Source organism: Sphingomonas sp. YR710 (genome assembly GCF_900101455.1).
GTDB lineage: Bacteria > Pseudomonadota > Alphaproteobacteria > Sphingomonadales > Sphingomonadaceae > Rhizorhabdus.
The window spans coordinates 36,281-58,294 of record NZ_FMZJ01000016.1; the positions used below are offsets into that span (position 1 = coordinate 36,281).

At 65.2% G+C, this 22,014-nt stretch carries 21 protein-coding genes; 16 read left to right on the forward strand and 5 right to left on the reverse strand.

The window, feature by feature from the left end; all coding sequences use genetic code 11:
* Positions 1-128 precede the first annotated feature (128 nt).
* The 6 genes from BLS13_RS16730 (at position 129) to BLS13_RS16755 (ending at position 8,521) form a co-directional block, all read left to right on the forward strand.
* Positions 129-1,262, forward strand: a complete 1,134-nt coding sequence (locus BLS13_RS16730; RefSeq protein ID WP_093453834.1) for a purine-nucleoside phosphorylase — start codon at positions 129-131, stop codon at positions 1,260-1,262.
* A gap of 70 nt (positions 1,263-1,332) precedes the next feature.
* Positions 1,333-4,986: a hydantoinase B/oxoprolinase family protein gene (locus tag BLS13_RS16735; protein ID WP_093453835.1), complete on the forward strand. Its 3,654-nt coding sequence runs from the start codon at positions 1,333-1,335 to the stop codon at positions 4,984-4,986.
* A 235-nt stretch (positions 4,987-5,221) separates the two neighbouring features.
* Positions 5,222-5,875 carry a DUF969 domain-containing protein gene (locus BLS13_RS16740; RefSeq protein ID WP_093453837.1) on the forward strand — a complete coding sequence of 218 codons (654 nt, stop codon included), beginning with the start codon at positions 5,222-5,224 and terminating at the stop codon, positions 5,873-5,875.
* Positions 5,872-6,783, forward strand: a complete 912-nt coding sequence (locus BLS13_RS16745; protein WP_093453838.1) for a DUF979 domain-containing protein — start codon at positions 5,872-5,874, stop codon at positions 6,781-6,783. Before BLS13_RS16740 ends, BLS13_RS16745 begins: the two co-directional genes overlap by 4 nt.
* Positions 6,780-7,769, forward strand: a complete 990-nt coding sequence (locus tag BLS13_RS16750; RefSeq protein WP_093453840.1) for a DUF2891 domain-containing protein — start codon at positions 6,780-6,782, stop codon at positions 7,767-7,769. Before BLS13_RS16745 ends, BLS13_RS16750 begins: the two co-directional genes overlap by 4 nt.
* Before the next feature lie 47 nt (positions 7,770-7,816).
* Complete coding sequence (locus BLS13_RS16755; protein ID WP_093453841.1) at positions 7,817-8,521, forward strand: RluA family pseudouridine synthase; 705 nt, start codon at positions 7,817-7,819, stop codon at positions 8,519-8,521.
* On the opposite strand, the gene arfB is transcribed toward BLS13_RS16755, so the two are convergent.
* Positions 8,490-8,912 carry an alternative ribosome rescue aminoacyl-tRNA hydrolase ArfB gene (gene arfB / locus BLS13_RS16760; protein ID WP_093453843.1) on the reverse strand — a complete coding sequence of 141 codons (423 nt, stop codon included), beginning with the start codon at positions 8,910-8,912 and terminating at the stop codon, positions 8,490-8,492. The genes BLS13_RS16755 and arfB overlap by 32 nt on opposite strands.
* A 74-nt stretch (positions 8,913-8,986) precedes the next feature.
* Between arfB and BLS13_RS16765 the strand changes: the two genes are divergently transcribed.
* Positions 8,987-9,475 (forward strand): GAF domain-containing protein, encoded by a 489-nt coding sequence (locus tag BLS13_RS16765; RefSeq protein ID WP_093453844.1) that lies wholly within the window; start codon positions 8,987-8,989, stop codon positions 9,473-9,475.
* A 3-nt stretch (positions 9,476-9,478) separates the two neighbouring features.
* Here the strand turns inward: BLS13_RS16765 and BLS13_RS16770 are convergent, their stop codons facing one another.
* A complete protein-coding gene (locus tag BLS13_RS16770; protein WP_176943644.1) occupies positions 9,479-9,877 on the reverse strand; it encodes a 2,4'-dihydroxyacetophenone dioxygenase family protein in 399 nt (132 codons plus the stop codon).
* A 109-nt stretch (positions 9,878-9,986) separates the two neighbouring features.
* Here BLS13_RS16770 and BLS13_RS16775 point away from each other — a divergent pair, with 109 nt between their 5' ends.
* The 5 genes from BLS13_RS16775 (at position 9,987) to BLS13_RS16795 (ending at position 13,786) form a co-directional block, all read left to right on the forward strand.
* The gene (locus tag BLS13_RS16775) at positions 9,987-11,603 is read left to right on the forward strand and encodes a SulP family inorganic anion transporter (RefSeq protein ID WP_093453846.1); all 1,617 of its coding nucleotides are present in this window, start codon (positions 9,987-9,989) and stop codon (positions 11,601-11,603) included.
* Positions 11,600-12,217: a ParB-like protein gene (locus BLS13_RS16780; protein ID WP_093453847.1), complete on the forward strand. Its 618-nt coding sequence runs from the start codon at positions 11,600-11,602 to the stop codon at positions 12,215-12,217. Before BLS13_RS16775 ends, BLS13_RS16780 begins: the two co-directional genes overlap by 4 nt.
* A 76-nt stretch (positions 12,218-12,293) precedes the next feature.
* A complete protein-coding gene (locus BLS13_RS16785; protein ID WP_093453849.1) occupies positions 12,294-12,539 on the forward strand; it encodes a hypothetical protein in 246 nt (81 codons plus the stop codon).
* 57 nt (positions 12,540-12,596) lie between these two features.
* Positions 12,597-12,815, forward strand: a complete 219-nt coding sequence (locus BLS13_RS16790; protein WP_093453850.1) for a hypothetical protein — start codon at positions 12,597-12,599, stop codon at positions 12,813-12,815.
* 14 nt (positions 12,816-12,829) lie between these two features.
* Positions 12,830-13,786: a CorA family divalent cation transporter gene (locus tag BLS13_RS16795; RefSeq protein ID WP_093453852.1), complete on the forward strand. Its 957-nt coding sequence runs from the start codon at positions 12,830-12,832 to the stop codon at positions 13,784-13,786.
* A 96-nt stretch (positions 13,787-13,882) separates the two neighbouring features.
* Here BLS13_RS16795 and BLS13_RS16800 read toward each other — a convergent pair whose 3' ends face one another.
* The gene (locus tag BLS13_RS16800; protein ID WP_093453853.1) at positions 13,883-15,184 is read right to left on the reverse strand and encodes an Hsp70 family protein; all 1,302 of its coding nucleotides are present in this window, start codon (positions 15,182-15,184) and stop codon (positions 13,883-13,885) included.
* Positions 15,185-15,282: 98 nt separating this feature from the next.
* Positions 15,283-16,218: a glutaminase gene (locus BLS13_RS16805; RefSeq protein ID WP_093453855.1), complete on the reverse strand. Its 936-nt coding sequence runs from the start codon at positions 16,216-16,218 to the stop codon at positions 15,283-15,285.
* A gap of 237 nt (positions 16,219-16,455) precedes the next feature.
* On the opposite strand from BLS13_RS16805, the gene BLS13_RS16810 reads away from it, so the two are divergent.
* Both BLS13_RS16810 and trxB read left to right on the forward strand, forming a co-directional pair.
* Complete coding sequence (locus BLS13_RS16810; protein WP_176943645.1) at positions 16,456-17,577, forward strand: glycoside hydrolase family 130 protein; 1,122 nt, start codon at positions 16,456-16,458, stop codon at positions 17,575-17,577.
* 143 nt (positions 17,578-17,720) lie between these two features.
* Positions 17,721-18,683 carry a thioredoxin-disulfide reductase gene (gene trxB / locus BLS13_RS16815; protein WP_093453856.1) on the forward strand — a complete coding sequence of 321 codons (963 nt, stop codon included), beginning with the start codon at positions 17,721-17,723 and terminating at the stop codon, positions 18,681-18,683.
* 151 nt (positions 18,684-18,834) lie between these two features.
* On the opposite strand, the gene BLS13_RS16820 is transcribed toward trxB, so the two are convergent.
* Entirely contained in the window at positions 18,835-19,107 is a 273-nt protein-coding gene (locus BLS13_RS16820) for an acyl carrier protein (RefSeq protein WP_093453858.1), read from the reverse strand.
* A gap of 108 nt (positions 19,108-19,215) precedes the next feature.
* Here BLS13_RS16820 and BLS13_RS16825 point away from each other — a divergent pair, with 108 nt between their 5' ends.
* Together BLS13_RS16825 and BLS13_RS16830 are read left to right on the forward strand one after the other, a co-directional pair.
* Positions 19,216-20,736 (forward strand): acyl-CoA ligase (AMP-forming), exosortase A system-associated, encoded by a 1,521-nt coding sequence (locus BLS13_RS16825; protein WP_093453922.1) that lies wholly within the window; start codon positions 19,216-19,218, stop codon positions 20,734-20,736.
* On the forward strand, positions 20,733-21,974 hold the full coding sequence (locus BLS13_RS16830) for a pyridoxal-dependent decarboxylase, exosortase A system-associated (protein ID WP_093453859.1): 1,242 nt from the start codon (positions 20,733-20,735) through the stop codon (positions 21,972-21,974). Before BLS13_RS16825 ends, BLS13_RS16830 begins: the two co-directional genes overlap by 4 nt.
* The last annotated feature ends 40 nt before the right edge of the window (positions 21,975-22,014 follow it).

The following is a 22,014-nucleotide window of genomic DNA, read 5'->3' on the forward strand; positions in this document are numbered from 1 at the left end:
GATCCGGGTCATATAAGTAAAAATCCTATTACTTATATTGCGGTGCGGCAATCTTGTGATACGATCACGCTTGAACCTCGCGCGAACGGGGAAGTGATGGAGAGCGTTCCGAACACAAAGGGGGCTCTATGCAGGATAGACAGCGAAGCAGGCGATGCCGCCGGTCGATAGCGACTGGCTTTTTGGCCTGTGGGCTGCTCACGTCATTTGGAATGTCGGTCGCCGTTCAGGCGCAAACAACGACGGAAGTTCGGGCCTTACCGATCCGGATGGTGATCGTGACGGCTTTCGAAATCGGCGAGGACACGGGTGATCGTGCCGGCGAGTTTCAGGCCTGGGCCAGCGAGATGCCGGTCAAGCTGCCATTTCCCGCCGGCTTTCGCGCGCTGCGTTACGATGCGAAGCGGCAATTGCTGCTGCTGCACACTGGCATCGGCACCAATCGCGCGGCCGCATCGACGATGGCGCTGGGCATGGATCCGCGTTTCGATCTACGCAAAGCCTATTGGATGGTGGCGGCGATCGCGGGCGTGAACCCCGATGAGGCGTCGGTGGGATCGGCGGCCTGGATCGGCCACGTCGTCGACAGCGATTACGGCTATGCGGTCGATCCGCGCGAGGCGCCGAAGGGCTGGACCACGGGCATGTTCCCGCGCGATCGTTCCGAACCCTATCAGATGCCGCGCGCCGACACCGAATATAATCTGTTCCCGCTCAACCTGGCCCTGCGCGATTGGGCCTATAAGCTGACCGCGAACGTCAAGATCCCCGATACATCGGTGCTTCAACAGATCCGTGTCGCTTATACCGACTTCCCCAAGGCGCAGACGCCGCCCGCGGTGATGACGGGCGATGAGATCACCGGCCAGACCTTCTGGCACGGTGCGCTGCTCAATGCGCATTTCGAAAAATGGACGCGCTACTGGGTCGGCGACGATGGCCGTTTTGTCATGACCGCGATGGAGGATAGCGGCGTGATCGGGGCGGTTCGCATGCTCGGGCGGGCTGGCAAGGCCGATCCGCAGCGCGTGCTCGTGCTGCGGACGGGAAGCAATTATTCGATGCCGGCACCGGGATCGGGGATCGGTGCTGCCGAAAGCTTGGGTTCGGAAGCCAAGGGCCTTTCGGCGCTGCAGCCGTCGCTCGATGCGGCGCATCTGATCGGCGGCAAGGTCGTGGAGGAAATTACCGGGCATTGGGATCGTTATGCCGCTGCAATCCCCGGAACAGCCAAGGAAACTCTGTCCGCCGCGAAGCCGTGACGCGGGCGATCCGTCGAGGCGATCGGTTCGCGTTTGACCGGGCGGACGGGGGCGGCGATAGCTTCGGTGCATGACGGCATGGCAGTTCTGGATAGATCGTGGTGGGACGTTCACCGATGTGGTGGCGATCACGCCGGATGGCGAGCGGCGTACCGCGAAACTGCTGTCAGAAGATCCCGGGCGCTATCCCGATGCCGCCGTGGCGGCGATCCGCGAACTGACCGGCGTGGCGGAAGGGCCGTTGCCGCCGGCCGACATCCGCATTGGCACGACGATCGCAACCAATGCTCTGCTCGAACGCAAGGGCGAGCCGACCTGCCTCGCGATCACGCGCGGCTTCGGCGATGCGTTGCGGATCGGTTATCAGGAGCGGCCCGATATCTTTGCGCGGCACGTCGTCATGCCACCGCCGGTCTATGCGACGGTGGTGGAGGTGGACGAGCGCGTTAGCGCGGATGGCGCCGTGCTGCGACCGCTCGATCCCGACGCCGCCCGGACGACGCTGCAGGCCGCTTTCGATGCGGGCCTGCGCGCCGTCGCGATCGTGCTGATGCATGGCTATCGCTATCCCGCGCACGAGCAGGCCCTGGCCGCGTTGGCGCAGGAAATCGGCTTCACCCAGATATCGGCGAGCCACGACGTCAGCGCGCTGATCAAGCTCGTCGGGCGCGGCGATACGAGCGTTGTCGACGCCTATCTGTCGCCGGTGCTGCGCACCTATGTCGAGGGTTTCGGCCGGGCGTTGGGCGGGAGCAAGCGGGCCTTGTTCATGCAATCGAATGGTGGCCTGATCGACGGGCGTCTGCTGCGGGGCAAGGATGCGATCCTGTCGGGGCCCGCTGGCGGCATTGTCGGCATGGCGCGGACGGCGGCCGAGGCGGGGTTCGATCGGGTGATCGGCTTCGATATGGGCGGCACCTCGACCGACGTATCGCTGTTCGCCGGCCGATATGAGCGCGACAATGAGACGCGAATTGCCGGCGCCCGCATCCGTGCGCCGATGATGCGGATACATACGGTGGCCGCTGGCGGCGGATCGATCTGCCGCTTCGATGGCACGCGCTTCCTGGTCGGGCCGGAATCGGCGGGAGCGGCGCCGGGTCCCGCTTGCTATCGGCGCGGCGGGCCGCTGACGGTGACCGATTGCAACGTGATGCTCGGCAAGGTCCAGCCCGATGTCTTTCCTCACCTGTTCGGACCGGGTGGCAATCTGCCGATAGACGGGCAGGCGGTGATCGATCGCTTTGCCGAAGTCTCGGCGCAGGTGGCGTTGCCGCCGCAGCAGATTGCGGAAGGGTTCGTCGCCGTTGCGGTCGCCAACATGGCCAATGCGATCAAGGCGATCTCGGTCGCCAAGGGCCATGATGTGAGTCAATTCACTTTGGCCTGTTTTGGCGGGGCCGGTGGGCAGCATGCGTGCCTGGTGGCGGATGCGCTGGGGATGGACCGGGTGATGATCCATCCGCTCGCCGGGGTGCTGTCGGCCTATGGTATGGGACTGGCGGACCGCAGCTTGGTGCGCGAACGGACGCTGACGATCGAACTGGTTGCTTCGAACATGGGGCTGTTGCGCGACGCGATCGCGACGCTCGAGGGGGAGGCGCGGGCGGTGCTGGTGGCGCAGGATATCGGCGATGTGCCGGTACGCGCCGAGGTTCAGGCCCTGCTGCGCTATGGTGGCACCGATAGTATGATCGAGGTGGCTGCCGGGGAACTGGAGCCGATGCTGAGGGCGTTCGAGGTCGGGTATCGCCAGCGCTTCGGATTTTTGAGCGATGCAGCGGTGGTCGTCGAGATGATACGGGTCGAGGCGATCGCGGAGGGTGGGGGGCCCCTCCACCAGCCTTTGGCTGGTCCCCCTCCCCGTTCCGGGGAGGAATTTTGTCGCTCAATTCCTCCCCGAAACGGGGAGGGGGACCATGCGCAGCATGGTGGAGGGGTGGCGCCGCTCAACAAGGTGGACAGCTTCATGGCCGGCGCCTCCCACGTGACCCCCATTTTCGATCGCTCGGATCTCCCCATCGGCTTTACCCTCGACGGTCCCGCGCTCGTCACCGATCCGGTCTCGACAACCGTCGTCGAACCGGGCTGGCGCCTGACCATCGACGCCCATTCCAATATCATCCTCACCCGAGCGGCCCCGCGCGCCCGGAAGACCGTCGACGCCGCCACCGTCGATCCGATCCGCCTCGAAATCTTCGCGGGCCTTTTCATGGCGATCGCCGAGGAAATGGGGGCCGCGCTTCAGAACAGCGCCTCCTCGGTCAATATCCGCGAGCGGCTCGATTTCTCCTGCGCCCTGTTCGATGCGGCGGGCAATCTGGTCGCCAACGCGCCGCACATTCCGGTTCATCTCGGTTCGATGGGGGAGAGCATCCGCACCGTGATCGTGCGGCGCGGTGCGGATGGGCGCGGGATGCTGCCGGGCGATGTCTATGCGCTCAACGCGCCTTATGATGGTGGCACGCATTTGCCCGATATCACCGTGATCATGCCGGTTTTCGCCGGAGAGAAGGATCCGGCGCCGGCTTTCTTCGTCGCCGCGCGCGGCCATCATGCCGATATTGGCGGGATCAGCCCCGGATCGATGCCGCCCGACAGCCGGAGCGTCGAGGAGGAGGGGGTGATCCTCGATAATCTGCTGCTCGTCGATCGCGGGCGCTTCTGCGAAGCGGAATTGCGCGCGCTGTTGGGGGGCGGTCGCTGGCCGTCGCGCAACCCGGATCAGAACATCGCGGATCTCACCGCGCAGATCGCCGCCTGCGCGCGCGGGGCTGCCGAACTGCGCCGGATATCGGCCGAATATGGGGCGGGGGTGGTGCAGGCCTATATGGGCCATGTGCAGGCCAATGCCGAGGCCGCGGTGCGGCGGCTGATCGATAGTCTGTCCGACGGTGCCTTCGCTTATGAGATGGATGACGGCGCGGTGATCCGGGTCGCGGTGTCGATAGATCGGGCGGCGCGCACCGCGCGGGTCGATTTCACCGGCACCAGCCCGCAGCATCCGGGCAATTTCAACGCGCCGCTTTCGGTGGTCCGCGCGGCCGTTCTGTATGTGATCCGGACGCTGATCGACGAGCCGGTGCCGCTCAACGACGGTTGCCTGCGCCCGATCGAGATCTCCGTGCCCGAAGGATCGATGCTCAACCCGCGCTTTCCCGCGGCCGTGGTCGCCGGCAATGTCGAGACCAGCCAGGTGATCACCGATGCCTTGTTCGGCGCGCTCGGGGCGATGGCGGGGGCGCAGGGTACGATGAACAACTTCACTTTCGGCAACAACGCGCACCAATATTATGAGACGATCGCCGGCGGATCGGGCGCGGGGCCGGATTTCGACGGCACCGCCGTGGTCCAGACCCATATGACCAACAGCCGGCTCACCGATCCCGAAGTGCTGGAGGCGCGCTTTCCGGTTTTGGTTGAGGAATTCGCGATCCGGCGCGGATCGGGCGGGGCGGGGCGACATCGCGGCGGCGACGGCGCGGTTCGTCGGATCCGCTTCCGCGAAGCGATGCACGCCGGCATCCTCGCCAACCGCCGCCGCGTGCCGCCGTTCGGGCTGGCGGGTGGCAGCGATGGCGCGTTGGGCGTGAACCGGATCGAGCGTGCTGATGGCCGGGTCGAAGTGTTGCCGGCGACGGCGGCGGTGGAGATGGCGCCGGGGGACGTGTTCGTGATCGAGACGCCGGGTGGTGGGGGATATGGCGCGGAGGGGGAGTCATGAACGAGGGTGACGCGCTCCCTAATTCCTCCCCGAGCTTGCTCGGGGAGGGGGACCACCCGCAGGGTGGTGGAGGGGGCTGCGCGAGGCTTCAAAAGGCTACGATGACGAGGATGCGAGGTGGGACTACCCCACCACCGCCTTCGGCGGTCCCCCTCGCCGAGCAAGCTCGGGGAGGAATGGGTGGCGATCGCCTGACGCTAGCGCCTATCAATGACTGCAATCGGCGAGGCGCCTGATGCTCGTCCTCTCCGGCATCGCGATCATCGCTTTGGGGTTCCTGCTCCGCTTCAACCCGCTGGTCGTGGTGCTTGCCTCGGCGCTGGTCACCGGCCTCGCGGCGGGGCTCGATCTCCACGCGATCGTCGCCGCGTTCGGCAAGGCGTTTAACGATAATCGCTATGTCACGGTCGTCTATATCGTCGTGCCGCTGATCGGGCTGCTCGAACATCATGGGTTGCAGGCCCGCGCTCGCGCGTTGGTGGCCGGCATCAGGGGCGCGACCGCGGGGCGGCTGCTGATCGTCTATCTGCTATTCCGGCAGATTACGGCGGCTTTGGGCCTCAACTCGATCGCTGGCCACCCGCAAACGGTGCGCCCGCTCGTCGCGCCGATGGCCGAGGCGGCGGCGAATATCGACGATCCCGAGGACGAACGGGTCAAGGCGATGGCGGCCGCGACCGACAATGTCGGGGTTTTTTTCGGGGAGGATATCTTCGTCGCGATCGGATCGATCTTGCTGATGAAGGGCATATTGGAGGGGTATGGCATCGATCTGCAGCCCTTCTCGCTCTCCGTCTGGGCGATCCCGACGGCGATCGCGGCATTCCTGATCCACAGCGCCCGGCTGCTGCTGCTCGATCGCCGGCTGAAGCGGGAGCGCCGGCGATGATCGGCCTGCCGTTCGTCTATGTCGTAATGGGGCTGATCTTCGCCGCTTATGCCGGGCTGAGTGCCGCCCGCAGGCGCTTCGGCAATGCGGCGTTCTGGGGGCTGGTCGCGCTCAGCTTCTTCGCCGGAGACCGGATCGGCGATTTCGGCAATGGGCTGCTCGTCATCGCATTGGTCGCCATCGCCGGTCTCAAAGGCGTTCGCAAGGGCGTGGCGGAAAGCGTCGGCACTGGCCGGGCGCGCGGCAACGGCCTGTTCCTCGCCGCGCTGATCGTGCCGGCCATCACCGTATTGGGGACATGGCTGTTCAAGCAATTCCCCGAGTTCGTCGATCCCCGGCAGGTCACTCTCGTGGCGCTGACGCTGGCGGTGCTGATCGCGCTCGCGGCCTGCTTCATCTGGCTGCGTCCCGCCCCGGCCGAGCCGTTTCGAGAAGGGCTGCGGCTGATGGACGGGGTCGGCTGGGCGACCGTACTGCCGCAGATGCTGGCCAGCCTCGGCGCGGTGTTCGCGCTGGCCGGGGTCGGCAATGTCGTCGGCGGGCTGATGGGGCATGCGATCCCCGATGGCAGCCTGATCGCGGCGGTGCTGGCTTATGCGATCGGTATGGCTTTGTTCACGATCGTGATGGGCAATGCGTTTGCGGCCTTCCCAGTGATGGCGGCGGCGATCGGCGTGCCGTTGCTGGTCCGCGCGCACCATGGGGATCCGGCGATCGTCGCGGCGATCGGCATGCTCGCCGGCTTTTGCGGAACCCTGCTGACGCCGATGGCCGCCAACTTCAACATCGTGCCAGCGGCGCTGCTGGACCTCAAGGATCGCTATGGCGTGATCCGCGCGCAGGTCGGCACCGCGATCCCGTTGCTTGTGGTCAACATCGCGCTCCTCTATTTCCTGGCCTTCCGATGACCCATCTCGATCAGCCCACCGCTTCGCGCTTCGCCCGGCTTACGCTCGGCCATCTGACCCGCGAATATCCGAACAAGCTCGATCATGTGATCGAGGGCGCGCACGATATTGCCGCCCCGTCCGAGCTCCACCCGATCTTCTACGGCAGCTTCGACTGGCACAGTTGCGTCCATGGCTGGTGGCAGGTGATGCGGCTGCTGCGGCTTTATCCTGACATGACCGAGGCGGATGAGATTCGGGCGCTCGCCGATACGATGCTGGTGCCGGAGAAGGTAGCCGGCGAACTGGCCTATCTCCAGCGGCCAGCGTCGGCGGGCTTCGAGCGGCCTTATGGCTGGGCGTGGCTGCTCGCGCTCCATGCCGAGCTGGAGCACCATGGCGCACCATGGGCCAAGGCTTTGCAGCCGCTGGCGGAGGCCTTTGCCGCGCGTTTCACGGCTTTTCTGCCGAAGCTCACTTACCCGCTGCGGGTCGGCACGCATTTCAACATCGCCTTCGCGCTGGTGTTGGGGCTCGAATGGGCCGGGGATCACGATCCTGGGCTGGCGGCGATGATGCGCGCGCGAGCACACGCATGGTTCGCGGCGGATCGCGACTGTCCGGCATGGGAACCCGGCGGCGATGAGTTCCTGTCGTCTGCGCTCACCGAAGCGCTTCTGATGAGCCGCGTGCTGCCCGCGGGGGAATTCGCCGACTGGTTCGCCGGCTTCTTTCCGCATCTTGCCGATCGACGGCCGGCGACGTTGTTCGCGCCGGCGATCGTTTCCGATCGCAACGACGGCAAGATTGCCCATCTCGACGGGCTGAACCTCAGCCGGGCATGGTGCTGGCGATCGATCGCGCGGGCGCTGGGCCCGCACCCGCTGGTATCGATCATGGCGGCTGCAGCCGAGGATCATCTCGCCGCGAGCCTGCCGTATCTGGCCGAAACCTATATGGGCGAGCATTGGCTGGGGACCTTCGCCTTGCTCGCGCTGGAGGCATAAGTCGCACCGTCGTTGCCGTTTCGTGCCGGGCAGGGCATAGGCGGCACATGCTCAATGACAATATCCTGTTCATCGATGGCGAAGCGATCGTCGTCGACAAGCCTGCCGGCCTTCCCGTCGATCCTCCGCGCGACGGATCGATGAGCGTCGCCAACCAGCTCCAGTCGCTCGCCTTCGGGTTCAAGCGCTGGCCGCATCCGGTCCACCGGCTCGATCGCGACACATCGGGCTGCCTGCTGCTCGCGCGCCATCCGAAGGCGCATGGCCGCTTCACCCAGGCGTTCGAGGCGGGATCGGTCGGCAAGATCTATCTCGCGGTGCTCGATGGCGTGCCCGATGCGGAAAGCGGGCTGGTCGACATGGCTTTGTCCAAGACGTCGACCCGCGAGACCGGCTGGCGCATGGTCGCCGATCCGAAGGGCAAGGCGGCGCGCAGCGCCTGGCGGGTGCTGCAGACGGTCGACGGCCGCGCGCTGGTAGAGTTCCGGCCCGAAACCGGCCGCACGCACCAGATCCGCGTCCATGCCGCGAGCGGCATCGGGGTGCCGATCATTGGTGATCCGGTCTATGGCAAGGGCGACCGGCCGATGCTGCTCCACGCGGCCTCGCTGACGGTGCCGCGCGACAACAAGCCGCCGATCGAGGCGCGCGCGCCATTGCCGCCGACGTTCGCGGCATTGGGTTTTGCCGATCCGACCGTGCCGTTGCCGGTCGCTGCGATCAATCCCGGACCTTCCCCCGCAGGTTCTTGACGGTCGATCTTTTCGCCTTGCCATCCATCCGCTTCGCCTTGGCGGTTTTGGATGGCCGGGTCGGTTTCCGCTTCTTCGGAACGATCGTCGCTTCCTTGATCATCGCGATCAGCCGCTCGCGAACCTCCGTCCGGTTCATCAATTGCGATCGTGCGCCCTCCGACCGCAATACCAGCACGCCGTCGTTGGTGAGCCGCGATCCCGCCAGATCGCTGAGCCGATGCTTGACCATGTCGGGCAGGTTGGGCGAGGCCCACACGTTGAACCGCAGCAACACGGCCGAATCGGTGGTGTTGACATGTTGCCCGCCGGGGCCGCTGGCGCGCGTGAAGCTTTCCTCAATCTCGTCGGAATCGATCGAGATGGATCGGGTAACGGGGATCAATACCATGAAGCATGCCTACAACCCCGGCGCATGATCGGGTAGATGGGTTTGAGAAGCCGGGCGACCGATACGGAGCGATGATGTACGATTTTGCGAAGACTGATCCGAACGACAAGGCGGCGCTTTACACCGATCTGCTCTCCGCCCTCGGCGCGATCACGGCAGAGGAGCCCGATCCGATCGCCAACATGGCCAATGCCGCGGCCCTGATCTGGGATTTCCTGCCCGATCTCAACTGGGCGGGATTTTACCGCGTGATCGATGGCGAACTGGTGCTCGGGCCGTTTCAGGGCAAGGCCGCCTGCATCCGGATCGCGCGCGGGCAGGGCGTCTGCGGTACGGCGATGGCGACGCGCGAGATCCAGTGCATCGACGATGTCCACGCCTTTCCCGGCCATATCGCCTGCGATGCGCGGTCGATGTCCGAACTGGTCGTGCCGATCGAGCATGAAGGGCGGCTGATCGGCGTGCTTGATCTCGACAGCCCGACCCTCGCCCGTTTCGATGCGCAGGATGTCGAGGGCTGCGCCGAGCTGATGGCGGTGCTCGGGCCGAGGGTCGCGGGCTGACAATCAGGCTTTTCCGGCAAGGCTCTCCAGCAGCAGCGCATCGACGATCGATACCACGGCACCAGCATCGTCGATGAAGGCGACGGGGCCGTAATTGGTGAAGAACAATTCGGTATAGACCGGAAAGCAGGTTCGCTCATGGACAGCGCCCAGCGGCTCATAGCCATAGGTGCCCTCGATCGCGCTGCCCATCCGATAGTCCATCTGGCCCTTCACGACAAAATATTCGCCTGCGGCATAATGGCGATGGCTGGCGAGGAAACTGCCGGGCTGGCAGCGCAGCAGAACCGTCCAGCGTCCGGTTTCGCGGCTGGAAAAGAGCAGGCGGAAATCGATGCCGGCGGCAAGGGGCGTCCAGGGCAGTTCGCCGGGCGGCGTGAGGCGTTCGTCTGTCAGGCTCATGGCTTTGCTCTCCCGGCTAGGAAAGTGCCAGTGGGACGAGGGGACGGCAAGCCGTGCAATTGCAAACCGCCACTTGCCAAGCCGTGCCGCTGCGGCCCTAAGTGCGCGGATGCGCAGTGATCTCATTGCCGGGCTATCCGTCGCCGGGCTGATGCTTCCCGAGGCGGTCGCTTATGCGCAGATCGCCGGCCTTCCGCCGCAGAGCGCGATCTTTGCGGGCATAGCCGGATGCCTGGGTTATGCCCTTGTCGGGCACAGCCGCTTTGCGATCCTGTCGCCGACATCGTCATCGGCGACGATCCTGGCGGCTACGCTGGCATCGATGCCCGGTACGATCGCAACCCGGGCGGTCTTTGCCACGGCTCTGGTCGGTATGATCGGCATGCTGTTTCTGCTCGCGGCCGTACTGCGGCTCGGGGCGTTTACAGGCTTCATTTCCCGGCCGGTTCTGCGCGGCTTCGCCTTCGGCCTGGCGATCACCATCATCATCCGCCAGCTTCCGATCCTGGTGGGGACGCCCGTGCATGAACCGAATATCTTCCGGCTCGGCGCGGCCCTTGTCGCTTCAGCTCCGCACTGGAGGCCTGCGAGCGTCGGCATCGGCTGCCTTGCGCTCGCCATCCTCCTGCTCATCAGGCGTTATCCCGTCGTGCCGGGGGCCTTCCTGGTCCTGGCTGCCGGTGTCATGGCCTCGTGGTTCTTCGATTTGCCTCAACAGGGCGTGGCGACCGTCGGGGCAATCGATACCGCCTTGCCCTGGCCGCGATGGCCACTCCTGGATCGCGCGCAATTTACGCTGCTGCTGCAATTCACCCTGCCGCTTGGCATGATCTTGTTCGCCGAGTCCTGGGGAACGATCCGGGCGCTGGCGCTGCGGCATGGCGACCGTGTCGATGCGACGCGTGAGCTGGGCGCTTTGGGCATCGCCAATCTCGCCAGCGCGCTCGTGCAGGGCATGCCGGTCGGTGCGGGCTTTTCGGCCGGCGCGGCGAGCGAGGCGGCCGGCGCCGCAACCCGCGCGACCGGGGTGATGGCGGCTGTGGGACTGGCGATGCTGATCGCCTTCGGGACGCCGCTGATCGCGTGGTTGCCACAGCCTGTGCTGGCCGCGGTGGTAATCGCGGCGCTCGCCCATGCGCTCGATCCGGCACCGCTCGTGCGGCTTTGGCGGTTGGGGCGCGATCATTATATCGCGCTGGCCGCCACGATCGGCGTCTTGGTGCTGGGCGTACTGAACGGCATGCTCGTGGCCATCGCGCTGTCGCTGGCCGCGCTGATCCATCGGCTGGCGACGCCGCGCGTGGTGCGGCTCGGGCGGCTCGGAGACAGCCACGACTATGTCGATGTCGCGCGGCATGTCGATGCGGTCGCGCCGTCCGATCTCGCGATCTGGCGCCCGACGGAGCCGCTCTTCTTCGCCAACGCCGAACGCATGCTGGCCTTTGTCGCAAAGAATGCGATCGGCGACCCGGCCTCGCGCCGCCTCATCATCAGTCTCGAGGAAAGCTTCGATCTGGACAGTACCGCGCTTGACGCATTGATCGAGTTCGATGGCCTGATGCGGGCCAATCATATATCCGTGCAGCTTGCGCGCGTGCATGACAAGGTTCGCGACCTTTTGCTGGCGGTGAAGGAGACCGATCTTCCGTCACGCAGCAGCTATAGCGTCGATGACGCCGTTACGGCGTTGCGCCAACGGCCCTCACATGCGGAGAAGATTTCGTGAGACATGATTTCGAGCCGTTGCTGCATCCGATCGAAATCTCGGCGCTGCGGCCGACGCAGATGACGGTCGGCCTGCGCGAAGTGGATCGCAAGCGAACCGAATGGCGAAAGCATGCGGAACGGGACGGGCCGGATTTCCTCGGGCGACATATGATACCGGCGGTCATCGGCCCCAGGGGGACCTATTTTCTCGTCGATCACCATCACCTTGTCCGCGCCTTGCATGATGAGGGGGTGACGCACGTTCTGGTCAGCGTCATCGCCGATCTGGGGGTGCTCAAGCGATCGGCCTTCTGGACGTTCATGGACAATCGCAACTGGCTGCATCCGTTCGACGTCGATGGAAAGCGCCAGGCGCATGGGCGAATACCGAAGGCGATCGGCAAGCTCGAGGATGATCCCTACCGTTCGCTGGCCGGCGAGCTTCGTCGGGCCGGAGGCTTTGCGAAGGCCGACATGCCCTATTCCGAGTTTCTCTGGGCGGACTTCCTGCGGAGGAGGGTGGATCTCCACATCGTGGTCAAGGATTTCGAAGCGGCGGTGGCAGAAGCGCTCGACTATGCGCATCATCCTGATGCGCGCTATTTGCCGGGTTGGTGCGGCGCTGTCGAATGATCGCCCGGCGATTTTTTGTCCGTTCAGTTCGCAGCAATCTTCGGGCGCCCAATTTCCCGCGATGCGTTGTCTGGCCTTGTCCCTGCTCCTGATCACGGCTTCCGCCGCTCATGCGGAAGATGCCGAGCATCGCGCCGACCGGTTGCGGACGATCCAGCTCAACGAACGTGCCAAGGCCGCGAGCGATCGCCGCGATCGCAATCTCGGGCACCCGACCGATGGCTATCGCGCCGCCCGCGCGCGCTACGAACGCGAGATGGATGACTGGCGACGGCAGGTCGCGGCCTGTCGCGAGGGCGATTATCGGGCCTGCGATCGCTAGCGGCGGCGGAACGAAGCCGCTGGCGGTCGGTTTGGCCTTCGCAGAGCGGAGGACGTCATGGTCGATAATATGTTGGGAATGCTGATCGGTGCCGGGATCGACCGCGAGGATGGCGATTCGGGCATCAAAGGCGCGATCGTCGGATCGATCGCGCAGAGCAGCTTGCGGGTAGTCGCGCCGCTGGCCGTCACCTTCGCGATCGGCTGGGGCGTCCAGTTCCTCGTGCGACGGGCCGTGCGCGCAATTTCGGGTGACCGCGACGTCGCGGCACCGTGACGCGGAGCTGACGGATGCTGCGGGTCTTTCCGCGGGCTGATGGTGCCGTGGAGGCCGAGCCGACCGACACCACTCGCTGGATCGATCTGGTCGCGCCGAGCCCGGAGGAGAGCGCGCTCGTCCACGAGCGCTACGGCATCGTCGTACCGACCGAAGCCGCGCTGCAGGAGATCGAGGCCACCAGCCGGCTGCGCGCCGATGGCGATACGCTCTACATGAGCGCGCCCTTCATCGAAGGCGTCACCACCGATCGCTGGCAGGTAGCGCCGACCGGCTTCATCCTGACGCCGGACATTTGCATCACGATCCGCTTTGTTGCGTTGCCCGCTTTCGATCAGGTCGCGGACGAACTGGCGGCAAAATCCGATCTTGTCTCGGCCGAGGTGCTGGTGCGCCTGCTCGAGGAGGTGGTCGATCGCGCCGCCGATCATCTCGAACGCGCGGCGGAAGCGGTGTCGGACGCGTCGCACGCGATCTTCGTCGATCCCCCCAAACGACGGAGCCTCAGCCGCAATACGGCCTTGCTCCGCGATACGATGCGCAGCATCGGCCGCGCGAGCGACCGGGCGTCACGGGTGCGCTACATGTTTCTCAACATCGGCCGGATGGCGAGCTTCGTGATCGATCGCTGCGACCCCAAGCTCGACGAGCCGATCCGCGCCCGGCTGGAGGCCGTGCGTCACGACATCGCCTCGCTCGACGAGTTCGAGGCGAGCCTGTCGGGCCGGATCCAGCTGTTGCAGGATTCTGCGGCGGGCTTCATCAGCATCGAGCAGAACGAAGTTGTGAAGGTGCTCACCGTCGTTTCCGTCGTCGGCGTGCCTCCGGTGCTGGTGGTGGGGATTTATGGCATGAATTTCAGGTTCATGCCCGAACTGCAATGGCATTATGGCTACCCGCTCGCGCTCGTCCTGTGCGTGCTGTCGGCGGTGGTGCCGCTGCTGTGGTTCCGCTGGCGCGACTGGATCTGATGGCGATGAAGCCTCTCCCCTTCAGGAAGGGCATTCACATATTCGGCCTGGTTCGCCGTTCCAAGATCCTCCCCGAGCAATCTCGGGGAGGGGCTTTCAGTCGCTCCATGCCTCGACATCATCCTCCAGCCCGATCAACGCCAGCCCCGTGGCGATCGAGGTCAGTTCGTCGCCGGCGGCAAGACGGTCTTCGCCGAAGCGGCGGGTGAATATCGCGCGAACCGCAGGGATCAGCGATGAGCCCCCCGTCAGGAACACGCGATCGATGTCGGCGATCCCGACTCCGGCACCGGCCAGCGCCTTGTCGACGGTCGCCTCGATCCGCGTGAGGTCCTCGGCGATCCAGCTTTCGAACTGCGCGCGGGTGACCGGGGTGGCGATCTCGAGCCCCGCCCCGGAGAACAGGAAGTCGGCCTGTTCCGCCGCCGATAGCGCTCGCTTGAGCGATCCGACCGCGTCGTAGAGCGGATAGCCCAGTTCATTCTCGATCACCGCGATCATCCGGCCGATCGCCACAGGATCGAGCGCGCTGCGCTGGAGCCGACCGAGTTCGTCCATCGTGCGCCGGTTGCGCATCAGAGCGAGCCGCGACCAATCGGCGAAGTCGGCGAAATAGCTGCGCGGGATTTCGAGGATCTTGTCGAACGATCGATAATCCCCACCCTTGCCGAGCATCGGCAGGATCAGCTGATCGATGATCCGATAATCGAAACGATCGCCGGCGATGCCGATGCCGGCCGATCCCAGCGGCGTGCAGCGCCGCGCCGCGCCCGGGGCGGCGATCCGCACGATCGAAAAATCGCTGGTGCCGCCGCCGAAATCTGCCACCAGTATCGTCGCCGGCTTCGTCAGCCGCGAAGCGAAGCTGAATGCCGCGCCCAAAGGTTCATAGACATAATGGATCTTCGGACCCAGCTTCGCGAACATCAGATCGTAGCGGGTCCGCGCGATCTGCGGATCGGGGCGGGCTCCGGCATATTCGACCGGACGGCCGACAACGATGCGATCGGGCCGCGTATCGAGCCGGCCGCCGGCATGACCGGTCAATTTGTCGAGGAACATCCGGCCAAGATCTTCGAACCGGTAGCGCTTCTCGAACACTGATGCATGTTCGAAGCTGGCGCTGGCGGCGACCGACTTGAACGACTGGATGAAGCGGCTTTCCTGCGGATATTCGAGATATTCGGCGATCGCCCAGGGGCCGGCCTCGACCGCCAATCCGCCACGGACATCCTCATCATGCCAGAAGCACAGGGCCGATCGGAAGATGGCGCCGGTCGCCTGTTCGCCGGCAAAGGCGATCAGGTCGGCGGGTTGCCCGGCGCCGGCGGTGGCGACGACACTGTTGGTCGTGCCGAAATCGAGCCCGAGCGCCCGATCGGCACCTGCTGTGTTCATGATGAAAATCCGCCATTAGCTGCCCGCGCAAGGGCCACGCCTATGCCGTGCCGGGCGGGCGGAGGCAATCGGCGCGTTTGCGGACGCGCGACGGCCGCTCAGCCGCGCGAATTGAATACCGACCAGCCGGTCGCAGCCGCCAGCCGTTCGAGCGCCAGCGAGCCGATCTTGGAATTGCCGCGCTCGTTGAGCCCCGGCGACCAGACCGCGATCGATGCGACGCCGGGCACGACCGTCAGGATACCGCCGCCCACCCCCGATTTGCCGGGCATGCCGACACGAAACGCGAATTCACCCGATCCGTCATAATGGCCGCACATCATCATCAGCGCGTTGATGCGCTTGGCCCGCGTCGGCGGCACGATCGAATGGCCGGTGACCGGATCGCGTCCATGCATCATCAGAAAGCGTCCCGCCGCCGCCAATTGGCGGCAGTTCATGGCGATCGCGCATTGATGGAAATAGACGCCGAGCACCTCCTCCACCGGATTGTGGATGTTGCCGAACGCCCGCATGTAATTGACGAGCGCCGCGTTGCGAAAGCCGGTATCCTGCTCGCCCCTGGCCACATCGTCGTCGATGAAAATTGTGTCGTCATGCGCGAGCTGGCGCAGGAAGCGCAATATTTCGCCGATCGCCTCGCGCGGCCTGTGCCCCGACAGTACGACATCGCTGACGACGATCGCGCCGGCATTGATGAACGGATTGCGGGGAATGCCATGCTCCTGTTCAAGCTGGACGATCGAATTGAACGCACTGCCCGAAGGCTCACGACCGACCCTGTGCCAGAGCGCATCGCCGACCTTGCCGAGCGCAATCGTCAGCGCGAACACCTTCGAAATGCTCTGGATCGAAAACAATGTATCGCCGTCGCCCGCGACATGGATGGTCCCGTCCGCGGTGATCACCGCGATGCCGAACTGGTTCGGATCGACGCAGGCCAGGCCGGGAATATAATCGGCCACCCGGCCGCGATCCTGCTCCTGCGCCATATCGGCGGCGATCTTGCGGACGATATGATCGATGTCGGTCATTTGCGATCCTCCGCCGCGATCAGGGGGATCGATGATCGACGGTGAAAATGGTCCCGCGCGTTTTGCATGATATCCTCCCCCAGGCCGTCACTTTCGTGGATTGCGGCGATCTGCGCAACCATCTGGCATATTCCCGATCCGGGGGGCATGCTCCGGATCGCGGCCACAAGATTGCGGGCTGCACGCGGGAACGGAACGCTTCGCGGCGGCGTTGGCCTGTCAACAGAAAGTGTGCCGATGCTGACCGACGCCGACTATCTGATCTTCCGCCCGGACTATGTCGATCTGGCGCATTCCCCGCTCCGGCGCTCGCTCGATGCGCCGACCTATGTCCTCGGCGCCTTCAATCCGGGGCTGACACGGCTGCCCGGCGGCAATCTGTTGATGATGGTCAGGGTTGCCGAGGCGCTGCGCGAACCCATCTGGGACGGCCATGTCCATGCGATCCGCGGAACGCCGGAAGGCTATGTGCTCGATGCCTATCCGCTCACCGGTGTCGGCATGAGCGATCCGCGCCAGTTCGACGTGTCGCATGGCAGCTACCGGATGCTCGGCCTGACCTCGCTGTCCTGGCTGTTACCGGTCGAACTCTCGCCCGACGGCCGCATCATCGAGGCGATCCATTATGACAGGATCATCGCCCCGGCCGCCTCCTATCAGGAATATGGCGTCGAGGATCCGCGGATCAGCCGGATCGGCGACATGTGGTATATGACGACCTGCTCGGCGTCGGCCGAGCGCCATTGCTCGACCCTCTATGCGTCGCATGACGGGCTGAACTATGAGCTCAAGGGCGTGGTGCTCGATCATCAGAACAAGGACATGATCCTGTTCGAAGGAAAGATCCGCGATCATTTCGTGGCGTTGACCCGGCCGTTGGGCGAACTCTATCTGGCCTATCCGCCGGACAGCGCCTTTGCCGGCGGACCTTCGATCAATCTCGCCGGTTCGCCGGACGCGCTCCACTGGAAGCCGTTCGATCAGCCGTTCATCCGGCCGCGCAAGGCATCGATCGCCTCGATGAAGCTTGGTGGTGGCAGTCCGCCGATCCTCACCGATCGGGGCTGGCTGATGCTCTATCACGGCGTCGAGATGCGCGCGCAGGTGGGGATTTACCGCACCTTCTGGGCGTTGCTCGACCGGGACGATCCCGCGACGATCCTGCGGCTCGAAGAGGATCGGCCGCTGCTCGAGGCGAATCCGGTCCTGACCGGACCGATCGAGGATATGCTCTATCTGCCCACCGAAGTCGTGTTTACGACGGGCATCGTCGATGGCGGCGATCATTATATCGTCGCCTCGGGCGAAGCCGATCTTGCCTGCCGTATCACCCACATTCCGAAGACGCGTTTCGCGTGATCGTGGCCTGACCGCGCCCGGAACCCGAGCGCGATTTCAGCGCATCAAGATATTCTCCGTACAGCCCCCCGTTGCCAAGCGTGGGGCCACATCCCTATTTCGGCGACAGAGAATCGAATCCCATATCCGGAGCATAGCCTCTCATGACTGCCACCCATTCGACGCGCATGCTGATCCTCGGCTCGGGGCCCGCGGGCCTGTCCGCCGCGATATACGGGGCGCGTGCCGGGCTGGCCCCGATCGTCGTGCAGGGCCTGCAGCCCGGCGGGCAGCTTACCATCACCACCGATGTGGAGAATTATCCCGGCTTCAAGGACGTCATCCAGGGGCCGTGGCTGATGGAGCAGATGCAGGCGCAGGCCGAGCATGTCGGCGCCACGATGATGTGGGATACGATCGTCGATGTCGATCTGTCGCAGCGGCCGTTCAGGCTGACCGGCGATGGCGGCACGCTCTATTTTGCGGACGCGCTGGTGATCGCGACCGGCGCGCAGGCGAAGTGGCTTGGCGCGCCCGGCGAGCAGGAACTGGGCGGCAAGGGTGTCTCGGCCTGCGCCACCTGCGACGGATTCTTTTATCGCGGCAAGAAGGTGGCGGTGATCGGCGGCGGCAATACCGCGGTCGAGGAGGCGCTGTATCTGACCAATCACAGTCATGACGTGACGCTGATCCATCGTCGCGATTCGCTGCGCGCCGAAAAGATCCTGCAGGATCGGCTGTTCGCGCATCCGAACGTCAAGGTGCTGTGGAACAAGGCCGTCGAGGGTTTCGTCGCGGGGGAAGGTGCTGCGGGTCTGGTCGCGATCGACCTGAAGGATACGGTAACCGGCGAGCCGTCGTCGATCGCGGTCGATGGCGGCTTCGTCGCGATCGGCCACCATCCGGCGACCGAATTGTTCAAGGGGCATCTCGAGCTTGATGAGGATGGCTATCTGGTCGTCGAAAAAGGCGGCACCCGCACCAGCATGCCCGGCGTGTTCGCCTGCGGCGATGTGGCCGACAAGATCTACCGGCAGGCGGTAACGGCGGCGGGCACCGGCTGCATGGCCGCGCTCGATGTCGAGCGTTTCCTCGCCGAAGCGGATTTCGAGGCGGTCGCGGCCTGACCCCGGGCTCGCCATCGGGGGCCGGTGGCGCCCGGAAGAGCGGGGTCACGCCGGCCAGAGCGCATAGGCGCTGACTTCGCTCTTTTACCCTCTCCCGCTTGCGGGAGAGGGTTGGGTGAGGGGCTATTGCTGACCCGATCGTCGAAAGGCGCTACGCTGCCAGCTTGTTCTGCACGAACGCCGTCAACGCGCCGAAGCTTTCGAGCATTTCGCCGTCCACCTCGTCGTCATCGATCACGATGTGCAGCCGATCCTCAAGTTCGGTAAGCAGGCCGGCCACCGCCATCGAATCGAGTTCGGGCAGCGATCCGAAAAGCTGGGTATCCGCTGTGAATCCCCCGACGCGGGCCGCATCGAGCCCCAAAATATCGATCAGCACGGCTCGCACTGTCGTCTCGGTGGCATTCGGATCGTTCGCGCTCACGGATGATTCCCTGCTTTCTCTCGAATCGCGCCTCGCCTAGACGCATCGGATCGATGGGACAAGAATTTGCGTAAACGGCGCGATTTACGCCGTGATATAAGGGTGATGATGCCGATCCTGCCTGACCCGTTGCCACGGCCACTCGACCATCTGGCGTTGCTGGGCGCGCGCGATGCGCCGGCGCTCGTCGATCGCGCGGGTATTGTCGATCATGGCGGGCTCGACAGGCTGGTGGGCCAACTGGCGGCAGGGCTGCTGCGCCAGGGATTGCAGCCGGGCGATCGGGTGGCGAGCTGGTGCGCCAAGACGCGGCTGGCCTGCCTGATGCCGCTGGCGGCGGCGCGCGCGGGGCTCGTTCATGTGCCGATCAACCCGGTGCTCAAGCATCCGCAGGTTGCGCATATCCTGGCGGACAGCGGCGCGCGGTTGCTGATCGCGGGCGCCGGCCGCGCCGCGAGCCTCGAGGAAGGCGAGCGGCCGGCATCATGCGGGTTGCTGATCGAGGAGGAAGACGGCGCCGCGCTGTTAGCGGACACGGCCGGTCTCGGCCCGTCCGGCGCGGATCCGGATGCGTTGGTCGCGATCCTCTACACCTCCGGATCGACCGGACGCCCCAAGGGGGTGATGCTCAGCCACGCCAATCTGTGGCTAGGCGCGATCAGCGTGGCGCATTATCTGAAGCTCGCGGCGGACGATCGCACCCTGTGCGTGCTGCCGCTGAGTTTCGATTATGGGCAGAACCAGCTGCTTTCGAGCTGGGGGGCCGGGGCGTGCGTCTATCCGCTCGATTATCTCACGCCGCGCGACGTGGTGCGCGCGGTGGCGAAGCACGGGATCACGACGCTGGCGGGGGTGCCGCCTTTGTGGATCCAGCTCGCCGAGATCGACTGGCCGGCAGACGCGGTCGCGCCGCTGCGTCGGCTCACCAATACCGGCGGTCGCCTCAGCCGTCCGCTGGTCAGCCGTTTGCGCAACCTTTTCCCTACGGCCGATCTCTATTCGATGTACGGTCTGACCGAAGCTTTCCGATCGACCTATCTTTTGCCGGAACTGATCGATCGCCACCCGGATTCGATCGGATCGGCGATTCCGTTCGCCGAAGTGATGGTGGTGCGGCCGGACGGCACGATCACGGCGGACGAAGAGCCCGGCGAACTCGTCCATGCGGGGCCGCTGGTGGCCCAAGGCTATTGGCATGATCCGGCGCGAACCGCCGAGCGTTTTCGCGAAGCGCCGTCGGCTTCGGTCTATGGCGGCGTGGCGGTCTGGTCGGGCGATACCGTGCAGCGCGATGCGGCAGGCCTGATCCGTTTCGTCGGCCGCGATGACGAGATGATCAAGTCTTCGGGCAACCGGATCAGCCCCACCGAGATCGAGGAGGCGGCGATCGCAAGCGGGGCGGCTGCCGAGGCGGTGGCGATCGGCGTCGATGACGATCGGCTCGGCCAGGCGATCCTGCTCTACGCGCGGCCGGTCGGTGAGGATGCCGAAACGCGGCTGCGCGACTATTTTCGCCGCAACCTGCCCAATTTCATGCAGCCGGCCCGGCTGGTCTGGCGCGATGAGCTGCCGCGCAACGCCAATGGCAAGCTCGATCGCGCAGCGCTGAAGAAGGACGTCGTCGCATGAAGCCGATGGGATCGATCCCGGCCGATTATCGCGCCCGGGACGGCGTATTGATGATCGGCGGCCGCACCGCGGAAGGCTGGGCGGAAATTGCCGGCGACACGCCGTTGTTCGTCTATGACCTCGATATCGTCCGCACGCGGATCGCGCGTTTCAGGGCCGCCTTTCCCGAGGTGGCGCTCCATTATGCGATCAAGGCCAATCCGCACCCGGCGTTGGTCAAGGCGATGGTGCCGCTGGTCGAAGGCATCGACGTCGCATCCGAAGGCGAGGCGGCGATTGCGATCGAGGCGGGCATGGCCCCGTCGCACATCTCCTTTGCGGGGCCGGGCAAGCGCGACCGTGAATTGCGGATGGCGATCGCGGCCGGCGTGACGATCAACCTCGAATCCGCGACCGAGGGCGCCCGCGCGCTGGCGATAGCGCGCGATCTCGGTGTGCGTCCGAAGCTGGCGGTGCGGGTCAATCCCGACTTTGACCTCAAGGGATCGGGGATGAAGATGGGCGGCGGTGCGAAGCCGTTCGGGATCGACAGCGATCGTGCGGCATCGCTGATCCGCGAAATCGTGACGGCTGGAGCGGATTATCGCGGCCTGCATATTTTCGCCGGCTCGCAGGCGCTTAGCGCCGATGCGATCGTCGAGGCGCAACGATCGACTCTGACACTCGCGGCACGCATCAGCATCGAGGCGGCCGCTCCGCCGCCGCTGGTCAATCTAGGCGGGGGTTTCGGCATTCCCTATTTCCCCGGCGAGGTGCCGGTCGACATCGAACATGTCGGATCGGCGCTAGGCGGGGCGCTGGCCGCGCGCGATCCGATCCTGGCGCAGACCGGCTTCGCGATCGAGCTCGGACGCTGGCTGGTGGGGGAGGCGGGCGTCTATTTGACCCGCATCGTCGATCGCAAGGACAGCCACGGCGAAACCTTTCTGATTGTCGATGGCGGACTTCATCATCAGCTCGCGGCCAGCGGCAATTTCGGAACGGTCGTGCGTCGGAACTATCCGATCGCGCTCGCATCGCGGTTTGGCGCGGCAACGGAACTCGAGGCGAGCGTGGTCGGCTGTCTGTGCACGCCGCTCGATCGGCTCGGGGACCGGATCGGCCTGCCCGACGGCCGGGTTGGTGACCTGATTGTGATCTTCATGGCGGGGGCCTATGGGGCAAGCGCGAGCCCGACATCGTTCCTTGGTCATGCTCTCCCAGGTGAATTAACCATAGACGGCGATCGAATCCTGTGATTCCTAGGAGAATATTCAGTTCTGTTGGGCCATGAAGTAA

Bases quoted from the DNA above. Each gene is read 5' to 3' on its own strand.
- BLS13_RS16730 (WP_093453834.1), top strand. From the start codon at position 129: ATGCAGGATAGACAGCGAAGCAGGCGATGCCGCCGGTCGATAGCGACT.
- BLS13_RS16735 (WP_093453835.1), top strand. From the start codon at position 1,333: ATGACGGCATGGCAGTTCTGGATAGATCGTGGTGGGACGTTCACCGAT.
- BLS13_RS16740 (WP_093453837.1), top strand. From the start codon at position 5,222: ATGCTCGTCCTCTCCGGCATCGCGATCATCGCTTTGGGGTTCCTGCTC.
- BLS13_RS16745 (WP_093453838.1), top strand. From the start codon at position 5,872: ATGATCGGCCTGCCGTTCGTCTATGTCGTAATGGGGCTGATCTTCGCC.
- BLS13_RS16750 (WP_093453840.1), top strand. From the start codon at position 6,780: ATGACCCATCTCGATCAGCCCACCGCTTCGCGCTTCGCCCGGCTTACG.
- BLS13_RS16755 (WP_093453841.1), top strand. From the start codon at position 7,817: ATGCTCAATGACAATATCCTGTTCATCGATGGCGAAGCGATCGTCGTC.
- arfB (WP_093453843.1), bottom strand. From the start codon at position 8,912: ATGGTATTGATCCCCGTTACCCGATCCATCTCGATCGATTCCGACGAG.
- BLS13_RS16765 (WP_093453844.1), top strand. From the start codon at position 8,987: ATGTACGATTTTGCGAAGACTGATCCGAACGACAAGGCGGCGCTTTAC.
- BLS13_RS16770 (WP_176943644.1), bottom strand. From the start codon at position 9,877: ATGAGCCTGACAGACGAACGCCTCACGCCGCCCGGCGAACTGCCCTGG.
- BLS13_RS16775 (WP_093453846.1), top strand. From the start codon at position 9,987: ATGCGCAGTGATCTCATTGCCGGGCTATCCGTCGCCGGGCTGATGCTT.
- BLS13_RS16790 (WP_093453850.1), top strand. From the start codon at position 12,597: ATGGTCGATAATATGTTGGGAATGCTGATCGGTGCCGGGATCGACCGC.
- BLS13_RS16795 (WP_093453852.1), top strand. From the start codon at position 12,830: ATGCTGCGGGTCTTTCCGCGGGCTGATGGTGCCGTGGAGGCCGAGCCG.
- BLS13_RS16800 (WP_093453853.1), bottom strand. From the start codon at position 15,184: ATGAACACAGCAGGTGCCGATCGGGCGCTCGGGCTCGATTTCGGCACG.
- BLS13_RS16805 (WP_093453855.1), bottom strand. From the start codon at position 16,218: ATGACCGACATCGATCATATCGTCCGCAAGATCGCCGCCGATATGGCG.
- BLS13_RS16810 (WP_176943645.1), top strand. From the start codon at position 16,456: ATGCTGACCGACGCCGACTATCTGATCTTCCGCCCGGACTATGTCGAT.
- trxB (WP_093453856.1), top strand. From the start codon at position 17,721: ATGACTGCCACCCATTCGACGCGCATGCTGATCCTCGGCTCGGGGCCC.
- BLS13_RS16825 (WP_093453922.1), top strand. From the start codon at position 19,216: ATGCCGATCCTGCCTGACCCGTTGCCACGGCCACTCGACCATCTGGCG.
- BLS13_RS16830 (WP_093453859.1), top strand. From the start codon at position 20,733: ATGAAGCCGATGGGATCGATCCCGGCCGATTATCGCGCCCGGGACGGC.